Origin of the sequence: uncultured Cohaesibacter sp. (assembly GCF_963556055.3) — a bacterium.
In the GTDB taxonomy this organism is placed as follows: Bacteria; Pseudomonadota; Alphaproteobacteria; order Rhizobiales; family Cohaesibacteraceae; genus Cohaesibacter.
The window spans coordinates 1-22,443 of the sequence record NZ_CAUVYE020000024.1; the positions used below are offsets into that span (position 1 = coordinate 1).

At 54.4% G+C, this 22,443-nt stretch carries 14 protein-coding genes and 1 pseudogene; 2 read left to right on the forward strand and 13 right to left on the reverse strand.

The window, feature by feature from the left end:
- The 9 genes and pseudogenes from ACHZB8_RS16345 to ACHZB8_RS16385 form a co-directional block, all read right to left on the reverse strand.
- A partial coding sequence (locus ACHZB8_RS16345) for an AEC family transporter (protein ID WP_316861881.1) occupies positions 1–437 on the reverse strand: 437 nt, incomplete at its 3' end.
- Positions 438–555: 118 nt separating this feature from the next.
- Positions 556–657, reverse strand: a pseudogene (locus tag ACHZB8_RS16350) (hypothetical protein); the annotation flags it as partial.
- A 397-nt stretch (positions 658–1,054) separates the two neighbouring features.
- Positions 1,055–2,668: a bifunctional phosphoribosylaminoimidazolecarboxamide formyltransferase/IMP cyclohydrolase gene (purH, locus tag ACHZB8_RS16355; protein ID WP_316861885.1), complete on the reverse strand. Its 1,614-nt coding sequence runs from the start codon at positions 2,666–2,668 to the stop codon at positions 1,055–1,057.
- A 188-nt stretch (positions 2,669–2,856) separates the two neighbouring features.
- Positions 2,857–4,506 carry a heparinase II/III family protein gene (locus ACHZB8_RS16360; protein ID WP_316861886.1) on the reverse strand — a complete coding sequence of 550 codons (1,650 nt, stop codon included), beginning with the start codon at positions 4,504–4,506 and terminating at the stop codon, positions 2,857–2,859.
- A gap of 305 nt (positions 4,507–4,811) precedes the next feature.
- Entirely contained in the window at positions 4,812–6,158 is a 1,347-nt protein-coding gene (locus ACHZB8_RS16365; protein WP_316861887.1) for a transcription antitermination factor NusB, read from the reverse strand.
- 163 nt (positions 6,159–6,321) lie between these two features.
- Positions 6,322–7,134, reverse strand: a complete 813-nt coding sequence (gene xth, locus ACHZB8_RS16370) for an exodeoxyribonuclease III (protein WP_316862071.1) — start codon at positions 7,132–7,134, stop codon at positions 6,322–6,324.
- 170 nt (positions 7,135–7,304) lie between these two features.
- The gene (locus tag ACHZB8_RS16375) at positions 7,305–8,000 is read right to left on the reverse strand and encodes an outer-membrane lipoprotein carrier protein LolA (RefSeq protein ID WP_316861888.1); all 696 of its coding nucleotides are present in this window, start codon (positions 7,998–8,000) and stop codon (positions 7,305–7,307) included.
- 503 nt (positions 8,001–8,503) lie between these two features.
- Positions 8,504–11,260 carry a DNA translocase FtsK gene (locus ACHZB8_RS16380; RefSeq protein ID WP_316861889.1) on the reverse strand — a complete coding sequence of 919 codons (2,757 nt, stop codon included), beginning with the start codon at positions 11,258–11,260 and terminating at the stop codon, positions 8,504–8,506.
- Positions 11,261–11,407: 147 nt separating this feature from the next.
- Positions 11,408–12,610 (reverse strand): aminotransferase class I/II-fold pyridoxal phosphate-dependent enzyme, encoded by a 1,203-nt coding sequence (locus ACHZB8_RS16385; protein ID WP_316861890.1) that lies wholly within the window; start codon positions 12,608–12,610, stop codon positions 11,408–11,410.
- A 189-nt stretch (positions 12,611–12,799) separates the two neighbouring features.
- Here ACHZB8_RS16385 and ACHZB8_RS16390 point away from each other — a divergent pair, with 189 nt between their 5' ends.
- Complete coding sequence (locus ACHZB8_RS16390; protein WP_316861892.1) at positions 12,800–12,973, forward strand: hypothetical protein; 174 nt, start codon at positions 12,800–12,802, stop codon at positions 12,971–12,973.
- Between the two features lie 30 nt (positions 12,974–13,003).
- Here the strand turns inward: ACHZB8_RS16390 and ACHZB8_RS16395 are convergent, their stop codons facing one another.
- Together ACHZB8_RS16395 and ACHZB8_RS16400 are read right to left on the reverse strand one after the other, a co-directional pair.
- Complete coding sequence (locus ACHZB8_RS16395; protein ID WP_316861894.1) at positions 13,004–17,833, reverse strand: NAD-glutamate dehydrogenase; 4,830 nt, start codon at positions 17,831–17,833, stop codon at positions 13,004–13,006.
- A 237-nt stretch (positions 17,834–18,070) separates the two neighbouring features.
- Entirely contained in the window at positions 18,071–18,997 is a 927-nt protein-coding gene (locus ACHZB8_RS16400; RefSeq protein ID WP_316861896.1) for a LysR family transcriptional regulator, read from the reverse strand.
- Between the two features lie 110 nt (positions 18,998–19,107).
- Here ACHZB8_RS16400 and ACHZB8_RS16405 point away from each other — a divergent pair, with 110 nt between their 5' ends.
- On the forward strand, positions 19,108–20,349 hold the full coding sequence (locus ACHZB8_RS16405; RefSeq protein WP_316861897.1) for an MFS transporter: 1,242 nt from the start codon (positions 19,108–19,110) through the stop codon (positions 20,347–20,349).
- A gap of 97 nt (positions 20,350–20,446) precedes the next feature.
- Here ACHZB8_RS16405 and leuB read toward each other — a convergent pair whose 3' ends face one another.
- The gene (leuB, locus tag ACHZB8_RS16410) at positions 20,447–21,553 is read right to left on the reverse strand and encodes a 3-isopropylmalate dehydrogenase (protein WP_316861898.1); all 1,107 of its coding nucleotides are present in this window, start codon (positions 21,551–21,553) and stop codon (positions 20,447–20,449) included.
- Between the two features lie 267 nt (positions 21,554–21,820).
- The gene (leuD, locus tag ACHZB8_RS16415) at positions 21,821–22,426 is read right to left on the reverse strand and encodes a 3-isopropylmalate dehydratase small subunit (protein WP_316861900.1); all 606 of its coding nucleotides are present in this window, start codon (positions 22,424–22,426) and stop codon (positions 21,821–21,823) included.
- Positions 22,427–22,443 lie beyond the last annotated feature (17 nt).

A 22,443-nucleotide genomic window follows, 5' to 3' on the forward strand; every position in this document is an offset into this window, starting at 1 on the left:
AGCCCAAAGAGCGATCCTCCAATGACGAACAGAGCGGTCGGGCTGGCGATTGCTGCCAGAAGCGACAGGGCCTTGTTGATCGGCTCGGGCAGGGATATGCCTGTGAGGGATATCCCCAAACCCAAAATGATACCGATGATGATCGGGTTTTTTGCCAGACGAAACAGAATCTGGCGAATGAGCGTCAACAGCCTTCCACTCTTCTCACTGCCCATATCGGCTGAAATCAACGCCATTGGGGTGATGAGAATATTTTCAATGATGAAATTGAGCGCCATGCAAATGGCTCCTGCCGGTCCAACAATGGCTGACGCAACGGGATAGCCTATGTAGGCGCTGTTGGAAGCGCTCGTGCCAAGGCCATAAATGGCGCTTGTCGGAAAATCCTTTTTCAATATGTAACTTGCGCAAAATACGGTCAGCCAGTAGGAAGCCATCGATCCCCCGCCATAGACAATCAGATAGTCCCAAATTGAGGATCTGTCCTATGGGATGGTTCTGAAAGGCCACAATGATCAGGGCTGGCAAGGTGAAATACAGCACGAAACGGCCAATCGCGGCGATGTCGGACGGGCTGAGAATTTTGGCAAGTACAGCCAGATATCCTACGCCGATGAGAAGGAATATGGGTATGATGATGGTAAGAATATTGGTCATGACGTCTTGGGGGCTGGTTCTTGCGAAGGGGGTATGGGGAGGCAGGTCAATCCAGAAAGAGGGAGATCGACTGCTGGGCCTTCTGGATCAATTTGGATCTGGAACTGATTTGTCGTCTCTTTCTGCGGTGCTGTCAACTGGATTGAAGGCTGCATGTCTTCAGTTTCAAGCGGTTCGGCTCTGACGGGCCTGCCATTTTTAACGAGACAGTGAAGGCCCAAGAGTGTCTCAGTTGGTGGTTGCAAAAAGAAAAGCCCGGAGCTGCCATGCTTCGGGCTTTTCTTTGTTCTTGTCGTCTTCGGTCAGGCTATCGGTGCTCATTCTTGGAAAGGCATCCCTCGTCGAGAAGGCATCATGATTGGCGGCATCAATATGCGTTTGGCTTTACCAAACGCTACTAATGCCGGAAATGCCTCATGCCGGTCATGACCATGGCAAGGCCTGCCTCGTCGGCGGCGTCGATGACATCCTGATCGCGCATGGAGCCGCCGGGCTGGATGACCGCTGTTGCGCCTGCTTCTGCGGCGGCCAGAAGGCCATCGGCGAAGGGTAAGAAGGCGTCTGATGCAACGACACAGCCCTTGGTGAGCGGTTCGGCAAGGCCCATTGCCTCAGCGGCATCCTCAGCCTTGCGAGCAGCGATGCGGGCTGAATCAACACGGCTCATCTGACCCGCACCAACGCCAACTGTCGCTCCGTCCTTGACATAGACAATGGCGTTCGATTTGACATGTTTGCAAACGCGGAAGGCAAATTTGAGGTCGGCCATTTCCTGTTCGCTTGGCTGACGCTTGGTGGCAACCTTGAGATCAAGATCATCGACATTGCCATTGTCCCTGTTCTGAACCAGAAGACCACCGGAAACGGACTTGACGGTGACGCCTTCCTCACGCGGATTGGCAAGGCCGCCGGTGAGCAGAAGACGCAGATTTTTCTTTTTGGCAACCAGTTCCTTTGCCGCTTCGGTGGCGTCCGGAGCGATGATCACTTCGGTGAAGATCTTGGTGATTTCCTCTGCCGCCTCTTCATCCAGCGTGCCGTTCAGCGCAACGATGCCACCAAATGCGGAAACCGGATCGCAAGCAAGGGCCTTTTCATAAGCATCCTTCAGGCTAGAACCAGTTGCAACACCGCACGGGTTGGCATGCTTGATGATGGCAACTGCTGGCGAGATCGCGGGATCAAATTCGCAGACCAGCTCGAAGGCGGCGTCCGTATCGTTGATATTGTTGTAGGAAAGCTGCTTGCCCTGTACCTGCACGGCGGTGGCAACGCCGGGGCGGGTGGAGGCTGTTTTGTAGAAGCCAGCCTTCTGATGCGGGTTCTCACCATAGCGCATCACTTCGGCAAGCTCGCCACCAAAGGCGCGGAAAGTGGGAGATTCGATTTCAAGTTCGGCTGCGAACCAGCCCGAAATGGCGGCATCATAGGCCGCTGTGCGAGCATAGGCCTTGGCGGCGAATTTTTTGCGCACAGGATAGGAAATACCGCCCTTCTCTCCGATCTCGGCGAGGATCTCGGCATAGTCGGCGGGATCAACCAGTGTGGTGACAAAGGCGTGATTCTTGGCCGCTGCACGGATCATGGCGGGGCCGCCGATGTCGATATTCTCTACCGTGGTGGCATAGTCGGCGCCCTTCTTGATGGTTTCCTCGAAGGGGTAGAGATTGACGACCAGCAGGTCGATTTCCGGAATGCCATGCTCTTTCATCGCTGTTGTATGAGCATCAACGGACCGGGCACCAAGCAGACCGCCATGCACGCGCGGGTGAAGGGTCTTGACGCGGCCATCCATGATTTCAGGAAAATCGGTAATCTCGGAAATGTCTTTCACCTTGATGCCGGCATCGGCAATCGCCTTGCATGTACCGCCTGTGGAGACAAGCTCGACGCCATTCTCGGCGAGGGCCTTGGCGAGATCAACAATACCGGTTTTATCGGAAACAGAGAGCAGCGCGCGCTTGACAGAGACAATCTCCGGCGCGGTGACAGAAAGAGGAGCTACGGACATCGGCCATCCTGCTGGGTTGGAAAGGGGGAAATTACACCGTTCGATAGCATGTTTTACGAGGCAGTAAAATAACCCATTTGGTATAAAAAGGCATCACTATGTTGCCGTATTGGCAACAAATAGAGCCTTTCACCAAAGCTTCCCTTTGTGTGATGGATAGCATGGCCTGCTGGCAGGGCGACTGGTCGTCAGCTTCTGGCCAGTCTTTCGAAATACCAATTGATGGTCGGGACATGGCTTGCATGTCCATAGATGGCGAGTTGCGTGGTGGGTCTGATGCCATGAATGTCAGAAAGAAAAACGCTTTCCTCTATCGTGGCGTCTACTTCCTTTGAGACAAATTGCCAGATTTCGCCATTGGCAAGCCCGAGATAGACCAGATCGCCATCGTCGGACATTTCAACTTGAACGGACGGATGCAGGTGGAAGCGCAGGGTGAAGCTGTCCTGTCCCTTCCTTATTCCATTTCCTATGGACTGCATTTCATCCCGGCCATCAAGACGCCGACCATCGATCGCCATCCAGATCTGGCGGCAATGGCGGATGCCGAAGGGATGTTCGTAACAGTCGTGATGGGCGCGAATGGTCTCTTGCGCCTGATCGAGCGAGCGCTCATAGACCGTCTTTGCCGTGCCACCAAGAAGCGGTTTTCCGCCGAGGTCAAGACACTGGTCCGAAATCTTGTAGGTCGAGTGATCCTGAATGGTCAGGGTGGAATGGGCGGCTGTGCTTCGCGCCAGTTCCCGCCAGCTCTCAAGCTGGCAGGCCGGAGCGCCACAATTGATGACAATGGGTGCTCTGCCGACGCTCAATTCAAAAGACAGGTTGCCGGCATGGGCCTGCACGGACTGTTCAAGTGGCGGGCAATCGCCGGTATCCATGATGAGCAGTGACTGGCCTGCCTCCATGCGTTGATAGCCGGAGAAGGAAGCGTCAGAGACCGGTGCTCCTCTGATATCATCATAGGCCAGAATGGTTGCCAGCAAATCTGCCGGAGTTGCTCCCGTTCCGTTGAAATGGGCGAAACTGCCATTTGGATGACGGAAAAAACGCAGCATTGGCATCATGCGTTCAATTGCCAGTGACATTCCTTCCGGCGGCACCATATCGCGGGATAAAAAGGTCTGCCTTAGCGGGAGCAATTCGAGAAGGACAGTGATGATGGTCGCCGGGTTACGGGATGCGTGGCCACCATCGGGCAAAATCTGTTCGTTCAGTTCTGCTTCCAGCCGTCTGGATGCGAGACGGACAAATCGTTCTCTTCCTGCAAAGCACAGCCAGCCTGCAAGCTCGGCAATAACCAGATTCAACCGATCAAGGTTGCAGGGCATGCTTGAATAACGGGCTCTGAGATAACGAACCTGAAGATAGAGCGCGCGCAGGAAAGCCCGGTAAAAATCGTGATCGGAATCCTGCAAGATGAGGGGAGAATTGTTCAGCCAGGCAAGGACCCTGTTGGCGACAACCGACGTTTCCCAAGCTTCAGGTCCGAATCGATGGGAGTGCTTGATCCAGTCCTCAACGAGTGCGGCAGCCTTGGCGCGGGCTACCGTTCGGTCCGATGAACTCAAATGCCTTAACCAGCGGAATCCGTGCAATTCCCTGGCCCATTCGCGATTGGGTGGCTGGTGCATGAACGGAGAGCGGGTTTTGCAGTTCTCGACCTGCCCAGCAAAGACATAGAGACCGGAATAGATGTCATCGGCGATGATCGGATCGGCAGTGCGTAAGTCTTGTGGAGCGATGAGCAGGCGATCCGGGCAGCCGGGGAAATAGCGTTTGCTACAGGTTGGCCGTCTTGCCGGAATACGCTTGAAATGGCGCGTTAAGGCTGCCATCGAAATCCGCAATTTTTGCCAATTGTGTGACACGCAATTGCTACCCGTTACTTGTCAGATTCTTTGCATGGCCAAGGCTTCGAGCAAAATCCGAATTGTTCTGTTTGGTCCTGTAGTCAATCATTTGATTTTAAACAGGTTACGCATTGGGATTCCTTACATGGGATCAGCTGTCAGAATGGTTGAGAAAATCAGGAATACACAACCAGACTACGCATTTGCCAGTAAGAATTTGGTTAGGATTTTATCAAGTTAGGGTTAACAAGGTCTATCCACTGAAGGGATCATTTGGCTAAGCCCCGTTCTCAAGGATTGGCTTCATTGGAAAGCCTGATGGCGAAGAAACCATCCATTCCGCCGATGTCCGACCACTGGTCAGGACGGGTGCGCAAGCTTCCGTCTTCCTGGATGAAGAGAGCCAGTTCCGGCATTTCCTCGGCGCTTAGGGGATCTATGGCAAAATCCGGATTCTGCATCAGAAAATCGCCGATCAGCTCTGGTCCTTCCTGCGGTTGCAGGGAACAGGTGCAAAAGACCATTTTCCCGCCCGGTGCCAACAATGTCGCGACATGATTCAGCATCTTTGCCTGTAGTCTGGAGAAATGCGCGATGTCGTCTTCGGTGCGTTGATGGATCAGCTCGGGGTGGCGGCGAATGGTTCCTGTTGCCGAGCAGGGTGCATCAAGAAGGATGAAGGGCCATTTCTCGTCAAATGTCTGCTTGAACAGATCCTTGGCAATCAACTCTGCCTGAAGGCCGACGCGGCTGAGGTTTTCTTCGATTCGTTGCAACCGTTTCTTTGAGATGTCGAGCGCGGTAACCCGGGCCCCTTGGGCCACCAGCTGCATGGTTTTGCCGCCTGGTGCTGCGCAGAGGTCCAGGACGCGCTGGTCTTTTACATCTCCCAGCATTCTGACGGGTAGCGTGGCTGCTGCATCCTGCACCCACCATGCCCCCTCTTGGAATCCCTCGATGAGATCCACCCGGTCATGGGTTGCAAGGCGCAGGCTGCCGGCAGGTGTTTTTTCTGCTCCCAGTTTTTCGGCCCACTGGTCGATGTCATGAGGATCCTTGAGGGACAGATCAAGCGGGATTTGTGGGCGCATGAACTGGTGCATCATCGCTGCTGTGGTTTCGGCTCCATAGGTCGAGCAAAGCGCGTGATACATCCAATCGGGCAGATTGGCCTTGGCCGGATCGATGGTCAGCAGCTCCTTTTCTCCTTCGCTGGCGATGCGGCGAAGGACGGCGTTGGTCAGGCCCTTGAAGCCTGCATATTTGCGCCAGGTGCGAAAATGGGAAACTGCGCAGTCGACCACCGCATGCGGAGGGGTATTAAGAAAAAGCAGTTCGGCGGTACCAATGCGCAGGATGTTGCGCAAGGGACCGGATTTTTTCGGCATGCCGCGTTCCATGAAGCGTGCGAGCAATTGATCAATTTCGCCCAGATGCTGCAACACGGTTATGGCTATGCGCTTGGCAAAAGCGCGGTCATTGCCGTTCAGCTTGCGCAAAGGGCCATCTTTGATTTCGTGTGCATAGGCGTCGTCAAGCAGCGCCTTTTCACTGAGCACAGTATGGATCAGGCGCAGGGCTCCCTCACGGGCAGCCATGCCGCTTTTCTTTGAGGATTGGGCTTTGTTTTCGGTCATTTCTTGCGCCCTTGCAATCGGGTCGTTGCCGATCGGTCTTGTTCGCGATTGATCGCGGGAAAGCCTGGCGTTCAGCAGCTTATGCTATCGCCAGGTTGCGTGGGACGCTATACATCACATCGTCGACGCCGTTGCAAGGGAAAGCTGGTATGCGCGGTCGTGCTCAGGAATGGGATAGATCGAGTTTTGCAATGACCGGTGCGTGATCGGAAGGTTTTTCCCAGCCGCGCGCGTCTCGGTATATTTCGACATGGCTGATCTTGTCGGCAACGGCATCGGTCGCCCAGATGTGATCAAGGCGTCTGCCCTTGTCAGCCTTGGACCAGTCTCGAGAGCGATAACTCCACCAGCTATAAAGGCGATGTTCAACCGGAATCCGGTTGCGTACGGCATCCTGCCAGGGGCCTGCGGCCTGCACTGCATTCAAGGCTTCCACTTCGACGGGAGTATGGCTGACCACCTTGAGAAGCTGCTTGTGCGACCAGACATCATTTTCGTGCGGGGCAATATTGAGATCGCCCACCAATATTGATGCGCCAGCGGTTTCTTCTCCGGTCAGCCAGGCTTTCATTTCATCGAGAAAGTCCAGCTTGTGACGAAATTTGTCATTTTCCTCCGGGTCCGGGATGTCACCCCCTGCCGGGACATAGAAATTGTGAATGCGGAGCGGTCCGTGATCGGTATCGATGGTCACTTCCAGATGGCGGGCATCTTCCTTGCTGCAAAAGGACCGCATGTCGACGCTTGCAAAGGGGAGGCGCGAAAGGATGGCAACGCCGTGATAGCTTTTTTGCCCGTTGATCGCCAAATGCTCATAACCCAGTTTCTTGAGCGCGGCCGCCGGAAACTGGTCATTCATGACCTTGGTTTCCTGAAGACACAGAATGTCCGGTGCGCGATCGGAGTCAAATCTCTCAACATGGTGCAGGCGGGGGCGAATGGAATTGATGTTCCAGGTGGCAAGGGTAATGGTCACGGACGATGCTTTCTGGCAAGAATAAAGGAAAATATGAATGATACCGCGACCTTCGGCCCCTCGATCATTTCTCTTATCCTTATAGCAGGCTGAGCCGACAAAAAAAGCACCGCTTTTCATTGTGCGATGCTTTCCCCGTTCGACAATTTGTCATTTTGCGAGAACTGCGATCACTCCCGTTCTATGCTCAGGTCATATTTGATCCTGAAAACGGATGGCTTGATCGGTTTTCCGGTCTCGATGTTGAAAACGGTGACCGTCGTGTCATTGCCGTTGGCATCGCGGATTGTCCATTGGCGCAGAAGCGAGGTTTCTCTCTCGAAAATGAGCGTCAGGATCCCATCCCCGAAAAGGCTTTCCTGCTCCACGATAACCGAGACGATGTCATCGGCGATGCTGGCCTGTCGCACCCGTTCGTCCTTTGCAAGGTCGAGCTTTTCTGAAAGCAGAACGCGCAAAGGTGTCTTATTGAGCGGATAGACATCCTGGGTTTTCAGCTTGCGGTCCTCGATGGAAAGGGTTTTCCCATCGGAGATGATGTCGGTATAGGAGGGTTTTGAATAATAGAAGCGGATCTTGCCGGGACGCTCGATGAAGAAATATCCCTGTAGCGTTTCACCATTGGGCGCGGTCTGAATGAACTCGCCATTCATGGTTTTGGTGGCGTTGAAAGACTGCGAAATTTTATCAAGCGCATCGATTGCGGTTTGGTCCAGGGCCGCATGCGAGACCTGAACAAGGCAAAGCATGAAGAACAGGGAGAGGCTGGCAAGACGCAGTTGCCCGTTTCTCCAAAGTGCCATCAAACCGGCGCTCGATTTTGCTGGATGACGGGATATGACGCCGTGTCGTTGCATTTCGTGCATTGATATACCCTTGTTGTGGTCGCGGTTTCTCACTTGCAAAGCCCTTTCCTCAAGCTTCACCATGCTTGCGGAATCGTTTCGAATTCTCAAGACAAAGCGCCGTGCGGTTCGGAACCAGCCCGCATGTGCCTTTGTTCTTTTCAAATCTTTCCTGTCGCTGTGGTTATCACCTCAATAAGGCGAAAACACGAAGTGAATGAGGCGATTACTCGGCAGTTTTTGTTCTACAGTGGCATGTTGTCAACAGAGTGGGACAATCGAAAGAAATTGAACGGGGCAAAATGGGTGTCAAGGGACGTAATCCCCAGAAGAGATCGAGACCCTTGGCAAAAGAAACAGGTTCGATCCATCGCTTTTGTTCAAGGCCGAATCGCAACTTTGGGGGCGGTCAAATCGTGTTTGCTTCAGGATTCGCTGTCTTCGGGTCGAGATGGACCGTAAGCCCAGACCTTGCCAGATGCCAGATTCAGATCTCCTTTCCGCAGCTCTCCCCTTCTGAAGGGTTACATTGTCGAGCCTTCTTCCGGGACGAGAATCTCGCGTTTGCCAGCATGGTTGGCCGGGCTGATGACGCCTTCTTTCTCCATCTGCTCGATAAGCGTTGCCGCGCGGTTATAGCCGATGGAAAGCCGTCGCTGAATATAGCTGGTCGAGGCCTTGCGATCACGAAGAACAATGTCGACAGCCTTGTCATACAGGGTCTCGGCATCGCTGCCGCCACCAGAGCCGCCATCACTTTCGTCCTGATCGGTCTCGGTTTCCTCTGTCACCGATTCGAGATAGTCCGGAGTTCCCTGAAGCTTGAGATGGGAGACGATGTCCTCGACTTCCTCATCGGAGATGAAAGCGCCATGGACACGTTGAATGCGCCCGCCTCCGGCCATATAGAGCATGTCGCCCATACCGAGCAGTTGCTCTGCTCCCATTTCGCCAAGGATTGTTCGGCTGTCGATCTTGGACGTGACCTGGAAGGACATGCGGGTCGGGAAGTTGGCCTTGATGGTACCGGTAATAACATCAACGGACGGACGTTGGGTCGCCATGATGAGATGGATACCGGCGGCACGGGCCATTTGCGCGAGGCGCTGAATGGCTCCCTCGATATCCTTGCCGGCCACCATCATCAGGTCGGCCATTTCGTCCACGACGATGACGATATAGGGCATCGGCTCGAGATCGAGCGTTTCCTGTTCATAGATCGGATTGCCGGTGTTGGGATCAAAGCCGGTCTGAATGGTGCGGGTAACCTCTTCACCCTTGGCCTGGAAGTCACGGACACGCTTGTTGAAGCCGTCGATATTGCGCACGCCCATCTTGGACATATTCTTGTAGCGCATTTCCATTTCGCGTACCGCCCATTTGAGGGCCACCACTGCCTTGGATGGATCGGTGACGACCGGGGTCAGCAAATGGGGGATACCGTCATAGATCGAGAGTTCAAGCATCTTCGGATCGATCATGATCAGGCGGCATTCCTCGGGACGATGACGATAGAGCAGGGACATGATCGTGGTGTTGATCGAGACGGATTTACCGGACCCGGTGGTCCCGGCAACCAGAACGTGGGGCATGCGTGCCAGATCAACCACCACCGGATCGCCCGAGATATTCTTGCCAAGGCAGATGGGCAACTTGGCTTTTGATTTTTCGAAATCCTTGGAGGACAGGATTTCACGCAGATAAACCGTTTCGCGGCGCGCATTTGGCAACTCGATGCCGATGGCATTGCGGCCGGGGACAACGGCAACACGGGCGGAAATTGCGCTCATGGACCGGGCGATGTCGTCGGCAAGGCCGATCACGCGGGATGACTTGATGCCTGGAGCAGGCTCAAGCTCATAAAGGGTGACGACCGGGCCGGGGCGAACCTTGATGATCTCTCCGCGAATGCCGAAATCGGACAAGACACCTTCCAGCAGGCGGGCATTATGCTCAAGCTGGTCGGCGGTGAGGCCTGCATTGGGGCCAAGGGTTTCCGGCTCTGACAATATTTCGAGAGACGGGAATTGATACTCGTCCTTGCGCGTGAAGAGATTGCCCTGCGGGGCCTTGACCATCCGCTTGTTCTTGCCTTTTGCACCACCTGCCACAGGTTTGGATTTTGCCGTCTCATTGGTGACGGCGCGATGTTGTGACTGGTTTGAAGAGCGATCAAGATCCGGGGAAGCAATTCCCATCGGTTCGCCGTTTTCCGCCATAAAGTCGTCGTCTTCTGACCAGTCTTCATTATAATCGGTGTCCTGTTCGGACTCGTAATGGGCAGCTTTTTGCGGCGCAAAGTCCTGCGGGCCGCGATATCCCATGCCCGAGGCGGCGCCAGGCTTCTGCTGGTGATTGCCAGCATCCAGATGCGGCTCGAGCCGATCTTCAAGATGGGACAGGCCATCGTCTTCTTCACCCAGGATTTTGCCCCACCAGGATGTTTGGGATGTGGTTTTGCTCTGGACATGCCCACGGTCCATCGCCTTGCGCTGTCTGGAGGCCTTGCGGGAAAGGAACCAGTGGCTCAGAGCACCGAGCGGGATAGACCAGATGGAGAATGGCTTGGAGTCCGGCCCCTTGGTGCGATCAAGAGTATTGTCGGAGTCTCTTGCATAAACGAGATCCTCCTCTTCTTGATCATCCCAATCCTCTTCTTCCGGCTCGTCGGTCGCGTACAACTCTTCGGCCTTTGCCTTCTTGTGTGCTTTTCGCCCGCCGGATAGCAACGAGCGGAAGCTGAGGTCGGCGGCGTTGAGGAGCAGAAGAAAGCCCATGCCAAATGTCACCACTCCGACAAGCACCGCCCAGATGCCTTGCATGAACCGGGCGTCTATATCATTGATGATGGTCTTGAAGGCATCGCCCACCATGCCGCCAAGGCTCAGAGGCAAGGGCCAGCCCGAGGGAGCCGGAATGGTCGCGCAGGCGATGGACAACAGGCACAAGGCTACGAACCAGGCCATACCTCGTTGCCGGTTGAGGCCTGTGGGGCGCATCCGCACAAGACGCAAGAACCAGATTGCGGGCGGTATCAGCAAGAAGGCCGATGCGAGGCCGAATGCCTGAATGATGAGATCGGATATGATGGCCCCGGCTTGTCCCAGCATGTTGCGGGGGATGGTTTCCGTGGCGTTTGAAAGACTGGGGTCCGAGACGCGCCAAGTCGCGAGGCTGATCAATACGGCACCACATAGCACAAGACCCAGCAGGCCGAAGCCTGCATAGGCATTTCGACGCATTGCACGTTTGAGAGCACTGTCGCGATCTTGTCTTTTCATTGGTCCGCCTTTGCCGGGTGCGGCTCTATACTCGTCGAATGTGGTCATAATAACCTCATTTTCAGTTTCTTTCGCCCCAATTTCCCAATTCCTTGGCCATCCCGAAAAAAGCACCTCTGGATCCCAACAGGTTCCTCACAAGCGTGGTTAGCCGATCAGGCAATCACGCAAGCGATGGAGCGCCTCTTGTGTTTCTTCCAGACTGCCAACCAGTGCGATCCGCAGGAAGCCGTCGCCGGGGTTGATGCCGTTCTTGTCTGCGCGGGCCAGATAGGAACCGGGGATGACCCGAACGCCAACATCGCGCCAGAGTTTTTGTGTTACGCTTTCATCATCACCGAACTTGGAGACATCCAGCCACAGGAAAAAGCCTGCTGGTGGTGTCTCATAAGGCAAATCATTGCCAAGAATGCGGCGAGCCGCGTCAAATTTCTCGTTATAGAGACGGCGATTTTCCTTCACATGCTCTTCATCCCGGAAGGCCGCGGCACCTGCTGCCTGCAAGGCCATGGAGACCTGCGGTGCAACCAGATTTCGGTATTTGATCCACTGGGTCATGAAGTCACCGTCGCCTGCGGCAAATCCGCAGCGCATACCCGCAAGATTGGAACGCTTGGAAAGGGAATGGAAGGTGATGACATTGCTGAGATCGCCTTCACAAGCCTGAAGAATACCGGGAGGAGGCGTTTCGCGATAAAGCTCGGAATAGCATTCGTCGGCGAGAATCAGGAAGTTGTGTTTGCGGGCAAGCCCGATCAGCTGTTTCCAGGTTTCGATATCGGCGATGTTGCCTTGCGGGTTGGCCGGAGAGGCATAGAAGAAGGCGATGGTGCGATCAAGCAGATCGGTGTCCTTTGACAAGTCATCAAGATCTGGCAGGAAGCCGGAATTTGCGGCACCATTGAGAAACACCGTTTCGGCTTCGATCGCGCGCGCGGCACCGATATAGGTGTGATAGAACGGGTTTGGCAGAAGAACAGCGGCGTTGCTGGTGTCCTTGCCGAAATGGGAACGAGCCCAGTCGCGCGCGCCAACACAGGCATGGAACAGGCCTTCACGCGTGCCGTTCAGTGGCACGATATTCCCGTCTGCCAGAGCCAGTCCGCCAAGATCATAGCGCCAGTTGAGCCAGTTTTCGACGGACTGGCGGAACTCGTCCGTTCCCGTGATCGGCGGATAGGGGCGGAAATTGTGCGCATTCTGGTTTATGACATCCAATATGAAATCCGGGAAGGCGTGGCGCGGTTCGCCAACCGTCATATTGAGAGGTTCTTTTTCCGGCTGGTTGGCCGGAACAACACCGTCCAGCAAGTCATTCAGTTTCTGGAATGGAGATCGATCATCTTTCATTGGTGGATGAGGCCTTTCGGGAGCCTTGCAGTGTTGCGATTGTCGGGCCGCAGTTTAGTGCCATCTTGGTTAAAGCGGCTTTAACTCTTAAAATTCCCCTAAGACTTGGAAAAGAAATGAGGTCCGGTGAGTATCGGAACCTTGCAATTTCCTGTCAGCAGCCTCACTGGGAAAAGGAGCGATCGCGTTTTGGTTGATGTGATTGACGGGATTTGTCCGCAATATGAATTGCGGGCGTCAAGCCCGAACTATTCCGGGCTTTCGCCTTCAAGCATGGTCGAAAGTGTGGTCGCCTGCAAGAGCCTGATGGCTGATCAAATATCCGATCTGAATGACTTTGAGGAATGCCCACCCCGCATCTGAAGCCGGGTGGGCGTTGCTTGGCTTTGCGCCCTAGACATTCCGGGCGAGATCTGAAAGCAGTCCGGCTGCAACCGAGAATTTGGCCACGGTCAGATCGTCGCTTTCGGTGATCGCCTCGACAGCCTTGAGCGTTCTGGCGATGGCGTCTCCATCCTTGTCATTCCAGTTTTCGATTCCGCTCTTGGTCTTGCTGGCCAGACCGAGAATGTGGGATGTCATCTGATTATGAGCGGTGGACAATGAAACGCGGATGCGATCCAGTGCAAGGCTTTCATAATAGTCCGAGACATCCAGCTCTTCGGCCAAGGCATCGATACGGCCAATCTTGAAGTAACCGGCAATGGTGTAATAGGCTTTTGCCGTTGCATCAAGCGACTGGCCGGTCTGTTCGGAAATCTGCACGATGTCCGGGATATGGGCCCAGAGGCTCAGATTTGCGATGCGGCTTGCCAGTGCTTTGGGAACGCCGTTTGCCTCATAGCGCTGCTTGTCTTCATTCTGCTGATCCGTCAGATCCTGCGGCAGATATTTCTCCAGTTTGGTCGATAGCTTCTGGATGCCATTGCTATAGAGTGCGACGGTTTGCGAAATCGAGGCGGCAGCCGGGATATGTCGCATGAACCATTCGATTTCACTGAGCAGAAGTTTTTGAACCTCTTCATACAGTTCGAGTTGCAGCGCGCCGGGGATCTTGTTGTCCAGAACGTCGATGCTAGCATTGAGCTTGATCAGATCGAAGGAGTCCCGGACCATGATATAGGCGCGGGCGATTTCGGGGATCGATGCGCCGGTCTTGTCCGCGATGCGCGGGATCAGCGTCGCCCCACCCCTGTTGATCATCGAGTTCGTGATCACGGTTGAAATGATTTCCCGACGCAGACGGTGAGACTTGATCTCCTCCTCATAGGTTTCCCGCATTTTCTCCGGGAAGTAGCGCATGAGTTCCTGTTCCAGAAAATCGATATCGGGAAGGTCGCTGTGAAGCAGGTCTTCGTAGAGCGAATTTTTCGCATAGGCGAGCAGCACACCGATTTCCGCTCTGGTTAGGGGCTGTTTTTTCTTTCTTGCTTCCTTGATGGCTTCATTGTCTGGCAGGAACTCGACCGCGCGGTCTAGCTCGCCACTTTCTTCAAGGCTTTCCATCAGGCGGATCTGATAACCGAAATCCTCCATTCCCCGTTGCTCGCTAAGGGATATCGACAAGGTCTGGAGATAGTTGTTGCGCAAGACCAGATTAGCGACATTGTCGGTCATGTCCGAGAGCAGCGTGTTGCGGGCCGCAAGGTCCAGCTTGTTTGCCCGGATGGCTGCACCAAGGGCGATCTTGATGTTGACCTCCATATCCGAGCTGTTGACGCCTGCGGAGTTATCGATAGCGTCGGAGTTGCAGCGACCGCCCAGATTGAGAAATTCGATGCGGGCCTGTTGGGTAACACCCAGATTCGCCCCCTCGCCGATGACCTTAACCCGAAGGTCTTTCGGGATGACACGGATTGCGTCATTGGCCCGATCGTCGGCGTCTGCATCGGTTTCGAAGCTGGCGCGGATATAGGTGCCGATACCACCGAACCAGAGCAGATCGACCGGGGCCATCAGAATGGCTTTCATCAATTCCTGAGGTGTCAGCTTGGTTTTGCTGATACCGAGCGCTTCCTTTGCTTCCCTGGACAGCGAGATGGATTTTTCCGTGCGGGAGAAGATGCCGCCGCCCTTGGAAATCAGCTTGTCGTTATAGTCTCGCCAGGAAGATCGTCCCAGATCAAAGACCCGTTTGCGCTCTTTCCAGCTTGTGGCCGGATCAGGATCGGGATCGATGAAGATATCGCGATGGTCAAAGGCAGCAATCAGTCTGGTTTCCTTGGAGAGCAGCATGCCGTTGCCGAAGACATCGCCTGACATGTCGCCGACCCCAACGGTGGTGAAGCTCTCTGTCTGGATGTCGCGATCCATTTCCCGGAAGTGGCGCTTGACCGCTTCCCAGGCGCCGCGGGCGGTTATGCCCATTTTCTTGTGGTCATAGCCTGCCGAGCCGCCAGAGGCGAACGCATCGCCGAGCCAGAAATCATGATCTTCGGAGATGCTGTTGGCGATGTCGGAGAAGGTTGCCGTTCCCTTGTCTGCCGCGACGACGAGGTAAGGGTCATCATCATCGTGGCGAGTGACATTGACCGGTGGTACGATGGTCTGACCCTCGATATTGTCGGTAACATCGAGAAGGGCGGAAATGAAGAGCTTGTAGGACGCAATGCCTTCGGCCATGTAGGCCTCTCTGCCGCCCTCGGTGGGGAGATGCTTGGGAACGAAACCGCCCTTTGATCCGACAGGCACGATCACGGCATTCTTGACCTGTTGGGCCTTGACCAGTCCCAGCACCTCGGTGCGGAAATCCTGTGGTCGGTCGGACCATCTCAGGCCGCCTCGGGCAACTTTGCCAAACCGCAAATGCAGACCCTCGACACGTGGACTATAGACAAAGATCTCGCGGAAAGGCCTCGGCTCGGGCATATCGTCCATGGCGCGCGGATCAAGCTTGAGGGACAGGGTGGGCTTAAAATTGCCTTCCGTTGTCCGCTGGTAGAAGTTGGTGCGCAAGGTGGCCTTGATGACATTGTGGAACTTGCGCAGGATACGGTCATCGTCGAGATTTTCCACCTGCTCAAGCGCTGTCAGGAAGCCGTTCGAGAGGCGACTGCATTCCTGTTCCCGGTTCGACTGGGCTGGATCAAATCGCGCATGGAAGAGATGAATGATCAGTGCGGCCATGTCGGGATAGGTGTTCAGCGTAGCCCACATGTAATCCTGATCATAAGGTATCCGGATCTGACGCAGGTAACGGGAAATGGTCCGCAGGATCGTGATGTCGCGCCAGGGAAGTTCAGCGGCCATGGCGAGACGGTTGTAGCCGTCATTCTCGGCTTCACCGTTCCATACCGCGATGAAGCATTCCTCAAGATCTTCCTGAACCTCTTTGAACGGGATTGCCTTGCCGGAGGCGCGTTCCAGATCCATGTCATGAAGCCAGAGTTTGGAGTTGCTGTCTTGCGGCACGATCTCATAGGAGCGTTCGTCAATGACGCGGAAGCCCATATTCTCGAGAATGGGAACCCGCTCCGATAGCGGGATGGGGGTGTTCTGGTGGAAGATCTTGAGCGAAATCTTGTGAACCTCTTCCATCTCGTCACGATAGAACTGGATCGCCGTATCAATGGTGCTGTTCATACTTTCCATGATGGATATGTCATGAAGAGCATCTTCTGGCGAGAAGGTGTCCCGGTAGGCATCGGAAAAGGCCGAGCAGTAGCGGTTGATATTTTGCGATGCACGCTTGACCGGGTATTTGCTGCGAATGACTTCGCAAAGGCTGTCGGTCCAGGTTCGAACAATCGCGTTGACGGCATCCTCGAGCTCGGTTTTCGATGGATTTGGCGTTTTTCCCTCGCTGCGTCCGATTATGTAATGGACACGGGCGAGCGGTCCGTCGGGGAATTCCGGATAGACGGCCGAAATCCGACCCTCATAGATCTTTTTGAGAAACGCTCCGATCCTGATGCGGGCGTTGGTGTCATAGCGGTCTCGCGGGACATAGACGAGGCAGGATACGAAGCGGTCGAACTTGTCGACGCGGGAAAGCACGCGCACGCGTGGGCGCTGATGCAGGCGCAAAATTTCCTGGCCGTTCGCCAACAGCGTTTCGTTGTCGACTTGGAAAAGCTCGTCACGTGGATAGTTTTCAAAGACGTTGAGCAGGGCCTTGCCTGAATGGCCTGCCGGGTCTACGGCGGTGGCGTCAATGATGCTGGCGACCTTCCGTCTCAGGAAGGGGATGTTGGTGACAGAACGGTTATAGGCCGTGTTGGTGAACAGGCCGACGATCCGCATTTCGCCTGTCAACTGGCCTTCATCGTCATATTGCTTGAGGCCGATATAGTCCATGTAGGTGCGGCGATGGACGGTTGTCTTGACGTTGGCCTTGGTGATGAACAATGGTTCGGGCCGCATCAGAAAATCGCGAATTTCAGGGGTCGTGGTGACCAGCTCGTTGCCGCGTCGCAGGACCCTTACCTCCGGGTTGCGCAACAGGCCGAGACCCGGTCTTTCGGTGCGTTTGAGATCACCTTCAGAGGAAGATCTGTCAAAGGAATATTCACGGATGCCCAGAAGCGTGAAATTGTTGTCGACCAGCCAGCGCAGGAACTCGACGGTTTCCTCGATGTCTTCCTGAGGAAGGGGAGGAGGCGTGATCTTGAGGATGGCAATGGTTTCTTCCAGACGCAGCAACATCGGTTTCCAGTCGCTGACAACGGCCGTGACATCATCGAGGATGGAACCGAGTTTCTGTTTCAGATCGGCCTTTTTGCTTTCGCTGGAAAAGCGGGAAACATGAACATGGATCAGACTCTCACGCTTCAGTTTCGGATCCATTTGCGTGTCGCGGCGGGTCTTCAGTGCGGTAAGCTTCTTGTCCTTGTCTCTCTGGAGATTCATGATCGGGTGCAGAACAAGGTGGATTTCCAGACCGGCATTCTGCAATTCGCCCATGATGGAATCGACCAGAAACGGCTTGTTCACATTGTGAAGCTCGATGATCGATATCTGGTTGAGCATCGCTTCGGGATTGGCGGGGAATTTGGGATCCAGAATATCGATGCGATGCTTGCCTTCGAAGTGATCAGCGAATTTGCCAAAGGTCTGATGTGCGATCTGTGCGATTTCTTCAGCGCAATAACAGGAAAGATCCTCTCGATCACCCTGATCAAAGAATTTCTCGAGAAACTCGGCTTCAAGCGGGCCGTTCTTTTCTGCCAGCTTTTTTGCCTGAGCAATTAGGTTTTCGTGAGTGTTTGCGGGTTCCGGTGCCATGGTTTCCTCCGGTGCGCTGCCGTCGCTTTGCTTCGCCTTGTCAGGGTTGTCGTAACCAGATATGTGGTCTTCGTGATCCCCAGTGGCAATCTGTTCATTCACCCTAGGCTGAATTCTTTAAGGTCTTGTCAAAGATACGGTATAAACTTTCGTATAGAATCGGGCGCAATGAACAGGATTTAAGTCCCACCTTTTCCAGTGTTGTGCGGCTCAGTGTGCCTGATCGGTCGGGTGCCTTCAGATTTCATCAGGGTGTTTGGCTTCACTTTTGCCAACACGGGATATCTTGCGGGACAGAGCGACGAAAGCGGCCGCTGTTGGCGAACTGTTATCTTTCAGAATGGCGGTTGCAATGGACACCTTGATATCGAGTGTCCTGAGCTGTTTGTAGCTGACATTGTCCAGACCCAGTTGGCGCATGCATTCGGGAACAAGGGATATGCCCTGCTCGGCAGACACCATGGCCATGATCGAGGTGATTTGCGGTGCCGGTTGGCCCAGAATAGGTTCAAAACCGGCACGGCGGCACGTCGCGATTGCTGTGTCATGCAGGCTAAGGCCGATTGTCCGTGGCGTCAGGACCAGGGGTTCATTCTTGAGCGAAAGCAGATCGATTTCATCGCAGTCCGGTTGAGGATCGCGGGACTTGGGAATCGCTGCGATCAGGGCTTCCGATGAAAGAGGGTAGGTCAGAATTGAGCCTGGATCATTCACGTTTGGCCGCAATATCGCGATGTCAAGAGTTCCGTTGAGCAGGTCGTCACGCAGTTCTACCGAGTTGCCTTCTTCCAGTTTGAAAGTGACATCGGGGTGATCACGCCGAAAGGTGCGGATCAGACGAGACACGATCGGGTTGAGAAGAGAGGCTCCTGTGAAACCGAGATTGAGCGATCCGATTTCACCGCGTGCCGCGCGGCGCGCCACTTCGGTTGCCTCGTTCACTTTTGCGGGTATGGCCAACACGCGCTCGCGAAAGACTTCTCCGGCAGTCGTCAGTTCCGCGCCATGGGGAATGCGGTGAAACAGCTGGAAGCCAATTTCCTTTTCAAGATCCCGGATTTGTTGGCTCAGGGGCGGCTGGGCGATACCGATCTTTTCGGCCGCTCGTGTGAAATTTCCCTCTTCGGCGACGGCAAGAAAATATCGGATATGACGGAGTTCCATCGGTATATGTTTTTCATATGAAGATTGCAGTTATCATATATTAGATAAATTACACCGAGTTGGCTATAGTCGCCACTCCTCTAAAGAAAAAGAATCTCAGGTATGAGACCATGACAACGACTATTTCCGAAAATGGCGAGTTTGCTGACGACTATGAAAGCGACATCGCTCCCTATGTGCAGGCGGGCAGTGCCGAATTTTATCGCATTGCGGTTTCTTTCTTCTTCGCCGGTTTCTCTACCTTTGTCCTGATTTATTGTGTGCAGCCATTGCTGCCGCTGTTCGCCGAGCATTATCATGTGATGGCGGCCACCAGTTCCTTGCCTCTGTCTCTGACCCTCGGATGTCTAGCCTGCTCGATCATGGTGATGGGTGCCCTGTCGCAACAGATCGGACGCAAGAATCTGATGCTGTTTTCAATGTTTTCAGCGGCCATTCTCAATCTGATTGCCTCGATTGCACCTGACTGGAACACCCTTTTGCTGGCCCGGGCGCTGGAAGGATTTTCATTGGGTGGCTTGCCCGCGGTAGCCATGGCCTATCTGGCGGAGGAAATCGAGCGAAAGGACTTGCCCAAGGCGATGGGTATCTACATCGCAGGAACGGCCTTCGGGGCGATGCTCGGCCGTGTCGGCATGGGGACGCTGACCGAATTTGTCACCTGGCAACAGGCGATGGAAATTCTTGGCGTGCTCTGTCTGATTTCAGCCTGTGCCTTTGCCTTTCTGCTGCCGCCCTCGCGCCATTTTCACAAAACCCGCAATGTCGGTGTCCGTTTCCATTTGCAGACATGGCTGGGGCATTTAAAAAACCCGTCACTGCAAAGAGTTTATGCGCTGGGCTTCTGTCTGATCGGTGTCTTTTCGACGATTTATAACTATCTGTCGTTTCGCCTGTTTGCCGAGCCCTACAATATGGGACCGTTTCAGGTGAGCCTGATATTCCTGCTCTTTCTGCTCGGAACGGTTTCCTCTTCCTATACAGGGGCTTTCATCAACCGGATTGGTTCCAAGCCCCTGCTGATCGTGTCTTTTCTGTTCATCTTCTTTGGTGTCCTGATCACACAAGCCGAACCGCTTTTCCTGATCTGCGTCGGTATTGCCATGACCACAATCGGATTCTTCGTTGGCCATTCGGTGGCAAGCGGTCTTGTTGGGTTGCTGGCCAAAGGCAATAATGGCCATGCGTCGTCTCTTTATCTGCTGTTCTATTATATGGGCGCGAGCATCATCGGCTATCTCGGTGGCTGGTTCTGGCATTTTGGCCGCTGGCCCGGCCTTTCGATCCTGACCTGTGCGATCTCGCTTCTGGCCGTTTACATTTCGGCACGTCTGAAAATCTCCCGGACCTGACCATTTTTGCTTGTCAGCTGGCATGAATAATGAAAAAGCCGGATGGTCTCCCATCCGGCTTTTCAGTATGCAGACTTCAGTCTCGCAGTCGAGCGATCTATTGCAGAGCCTTGATTGCCTCAAGAACAGCTGCGCCCATTTCGCTGGTGGTTACGACCGTGTCGCCTTCCTTGGCGATATCACCGGTGCGCAGGCCTTTTTCCAGAACGTTGGCAATGGCCTTGTCGAGCATGTCCGCTTCCTTGATCATTTCGAAGCTGTAACGCAGCGCCATGGAGAAGGACGCGATCATGGCGATGGGGTTGGCGATGCCTTTGCCTGCGATGTCTGGGGCAGAACCGTGAACCGGTTCATACATGGCCTTGCGTTTGCCGGTGGTTGCATCCGGTGCGCCGAGGGAAGCCGATGGCAGCATGCCAAGGGATCCTGTCAGCATGGCAGCAACGTCGGAGAGGATGTCGCCGAACAGGTTGTCGCAGCAGATGACGTCAAACTGTTTCGGGCGGCGGACCAGCTGCATCGCGCAGTTGTCGGCCAGAACATGTTCGAGCGGAGTTTCCGGATATTCCTTGGCACCGATGCGGGTCACGACTTCTTTCCAAAGCACGCCGGATTTCATGACATTGTGTTTTTCCGCAGACGCAACGCGGTTCGAACGGGTTTTGGCAAGGTCGAAGGCAACCCGAGCAATGCGCTCGATTTCCGATGTGGTGTAGAGCTGAGTGTCAACGGCTCGTTTCTGGCCATCTTCCAGCGTGACGATTTCTTTTGGCTCACCGAAATAGACGCCACCGGTCAGCTCGCGAACGAGCAGGATATCAAGACCTTCAACCAGTTCCTTTTTCAGCGATGATGAATCTGCAAGAGCCGGATAGCACAAAGCCGGACGCAGGTTGGCAAACAGGCCCAGATCCTTGCGGAGGCGCAGCAGGCCCGCTTCGGGGCGGGCTTCATACGGTACGTCTGCCCATTTCGGGCCGCCGACGGCGCCGAAGATAACGGCGTCTGCCGCCATGGCCTTGGCCATGTCTTCTTCCGAGATGGCCACACCATGGGCATCATAGGCGGATCCGCCCACAAGACCTTCATCTGTTTCGAAAGTGACATCAAGATTGGCGTTCATCCAGTCGATGATCGCTTTCACTTCATTCATGATTTCAGGGCCGATGCCATCGCCGGGCAGAAGAAAGAGTTTGTGGGACATGGGTTCCATTCCAGTTACGATTGGGGTTTCGAAACTGCGCGGACGCAAGGATCGAAAAGATAAAGGTCGTTTTGCATTCGATTAATACCGGTTCGGCGTGAATGCAAGCATTAAGCAGCAGGTTCCGCGCCGCTGCCCCGCGATTTGGTACAAAAAAGCCAAACCCCAAGGTTTGGCTTTGACTTGTATAGAGCAAAGCTCAGTGGTTACTCAGCCAAAACCACCTGCTCAATGCTGCGCATTTTGCGAGGCAAACGATGCCAGACCCTAGACCCAGGGGCGTTCCTTGAGCATTTTACCTTCGAATGTTTCGACGCGGTCGATCTTTTCCATGGTCAGGCCGATATCGTCGAGGCCTTCGAGCAGGCATTTTTTCTTGAAAGGATCAAGTTCGAAGCTGATCTCGCCGCCATCCGGGCCCTTGATGACCTGATTTTCAAGGTCGATGGTCAAGGTCGCGTTGGCACCGCGTTCCGCATCATCCATCAGTTTGGCATGATCTTCCTCACTGACGATGATTGGCAGAATGCCGTTCTTGAAGGTGTTGTTATAGAAGATATCGGCGAAGCTGGTGGAGATGACGCATTTGATGCCGAAATCCTTGAGTGCCCAAGGGGCATGTTCGCGCGAGGAGCCACAGCCGAAATTGTCGCCGGCAACAATGATTTCCGCCTTGCGATAGGCATCCTGATTGAGAATGAAATCGGCATTTTCCGTGCCATCTTCATTATAGCGCATTTCATGGAATAGATTGACGCCGAGTCCCGAGCGCTTGATCGTTTTCAGGAACTGTTTCGGGATGATCATGTCGGTGTCGATATTGATCAGCGGCATTGGTGCTGCAACAGCAGTCAAGGTGGTGAATTTTTCCATTCTCTTGGCGGTCCTTT

Coding starts and splice junctions, on each gene's coding strand:
- purH (WP_316861885.1), bottom strand. CDS start 2,668: ATGTCCGTAGCTCCTCTTTCTGTCACCGCGCCGGAGATTGTCTCTGTC.
- ACHZB8_RS16360 (WP_316861886.1), bottom strand. CDS start 4,506: ATGGCAGCCTTAACGCGCCATTTCAAGCGTATTCCGGCAAGACGGCCA.
- ACHZB8_RS16365 (WP_316861887.1), bottom strand. CDS start 6,158: ATGACCGAAAACAAAGCCCAATCCTCAAAGAAAAGCGGCATGGCTGCC.
- ACHZB8_RS16375 (WP_316861888.1), bottom strand. CDS start 8,000: ATGCACGAAATGCAACGACACGGCGTCATATCCCGTCATCCAGCAAAA.
- ACHZB8_RS16380 (WP_316861889.1), bottom strand. CDS start 11,260: ATGAAAAGACAAGATCGCGACAGTGCTCTCAAACGTGCAATGCGTCGA.
- ACHZB8_RS16385 (WP_316861890.1), bottom strand. CDS start 12,610: ATGAAAGATGATCGATCTCCATTCCAGAAACTGAATGACTTGCTGGAC.
- ACHZB8_RS16395 (WP_316861894.1), bottom strand. CDS start 17,833: ATGGCACCGGAACCCGCAAACACTCACGAAAACCTAATTGCTCAGGCA.
- ACHZB8_RS16400 (WP_316861896.1), bottom strand. CDS start 18,997: ATGGAACTCCGTCATATCCGATATTTTCTTGCCGTCGCCGAAGAGGGA.
- ACHZB8_RS16405 (WP_316861897.1), top strand. CDS start 19,108: ATGACAACGACTATTTCCGAAAATGGCGAGTTTGCTGACGACTATGAA.
- leuB (WP_316861898.1), bottom strand. CDS start 21,553: ATGTCCCACAAACTCTTTCTTCTGCCCGGCGATGGCATCGGCCCTGAA.
- leuD (WP_316861900.1), bottom strand. CDS start 22,426: ATGGAAAAATTCACCACCTTGACTGCTGTTGCAGCACCAATGCCGCTG.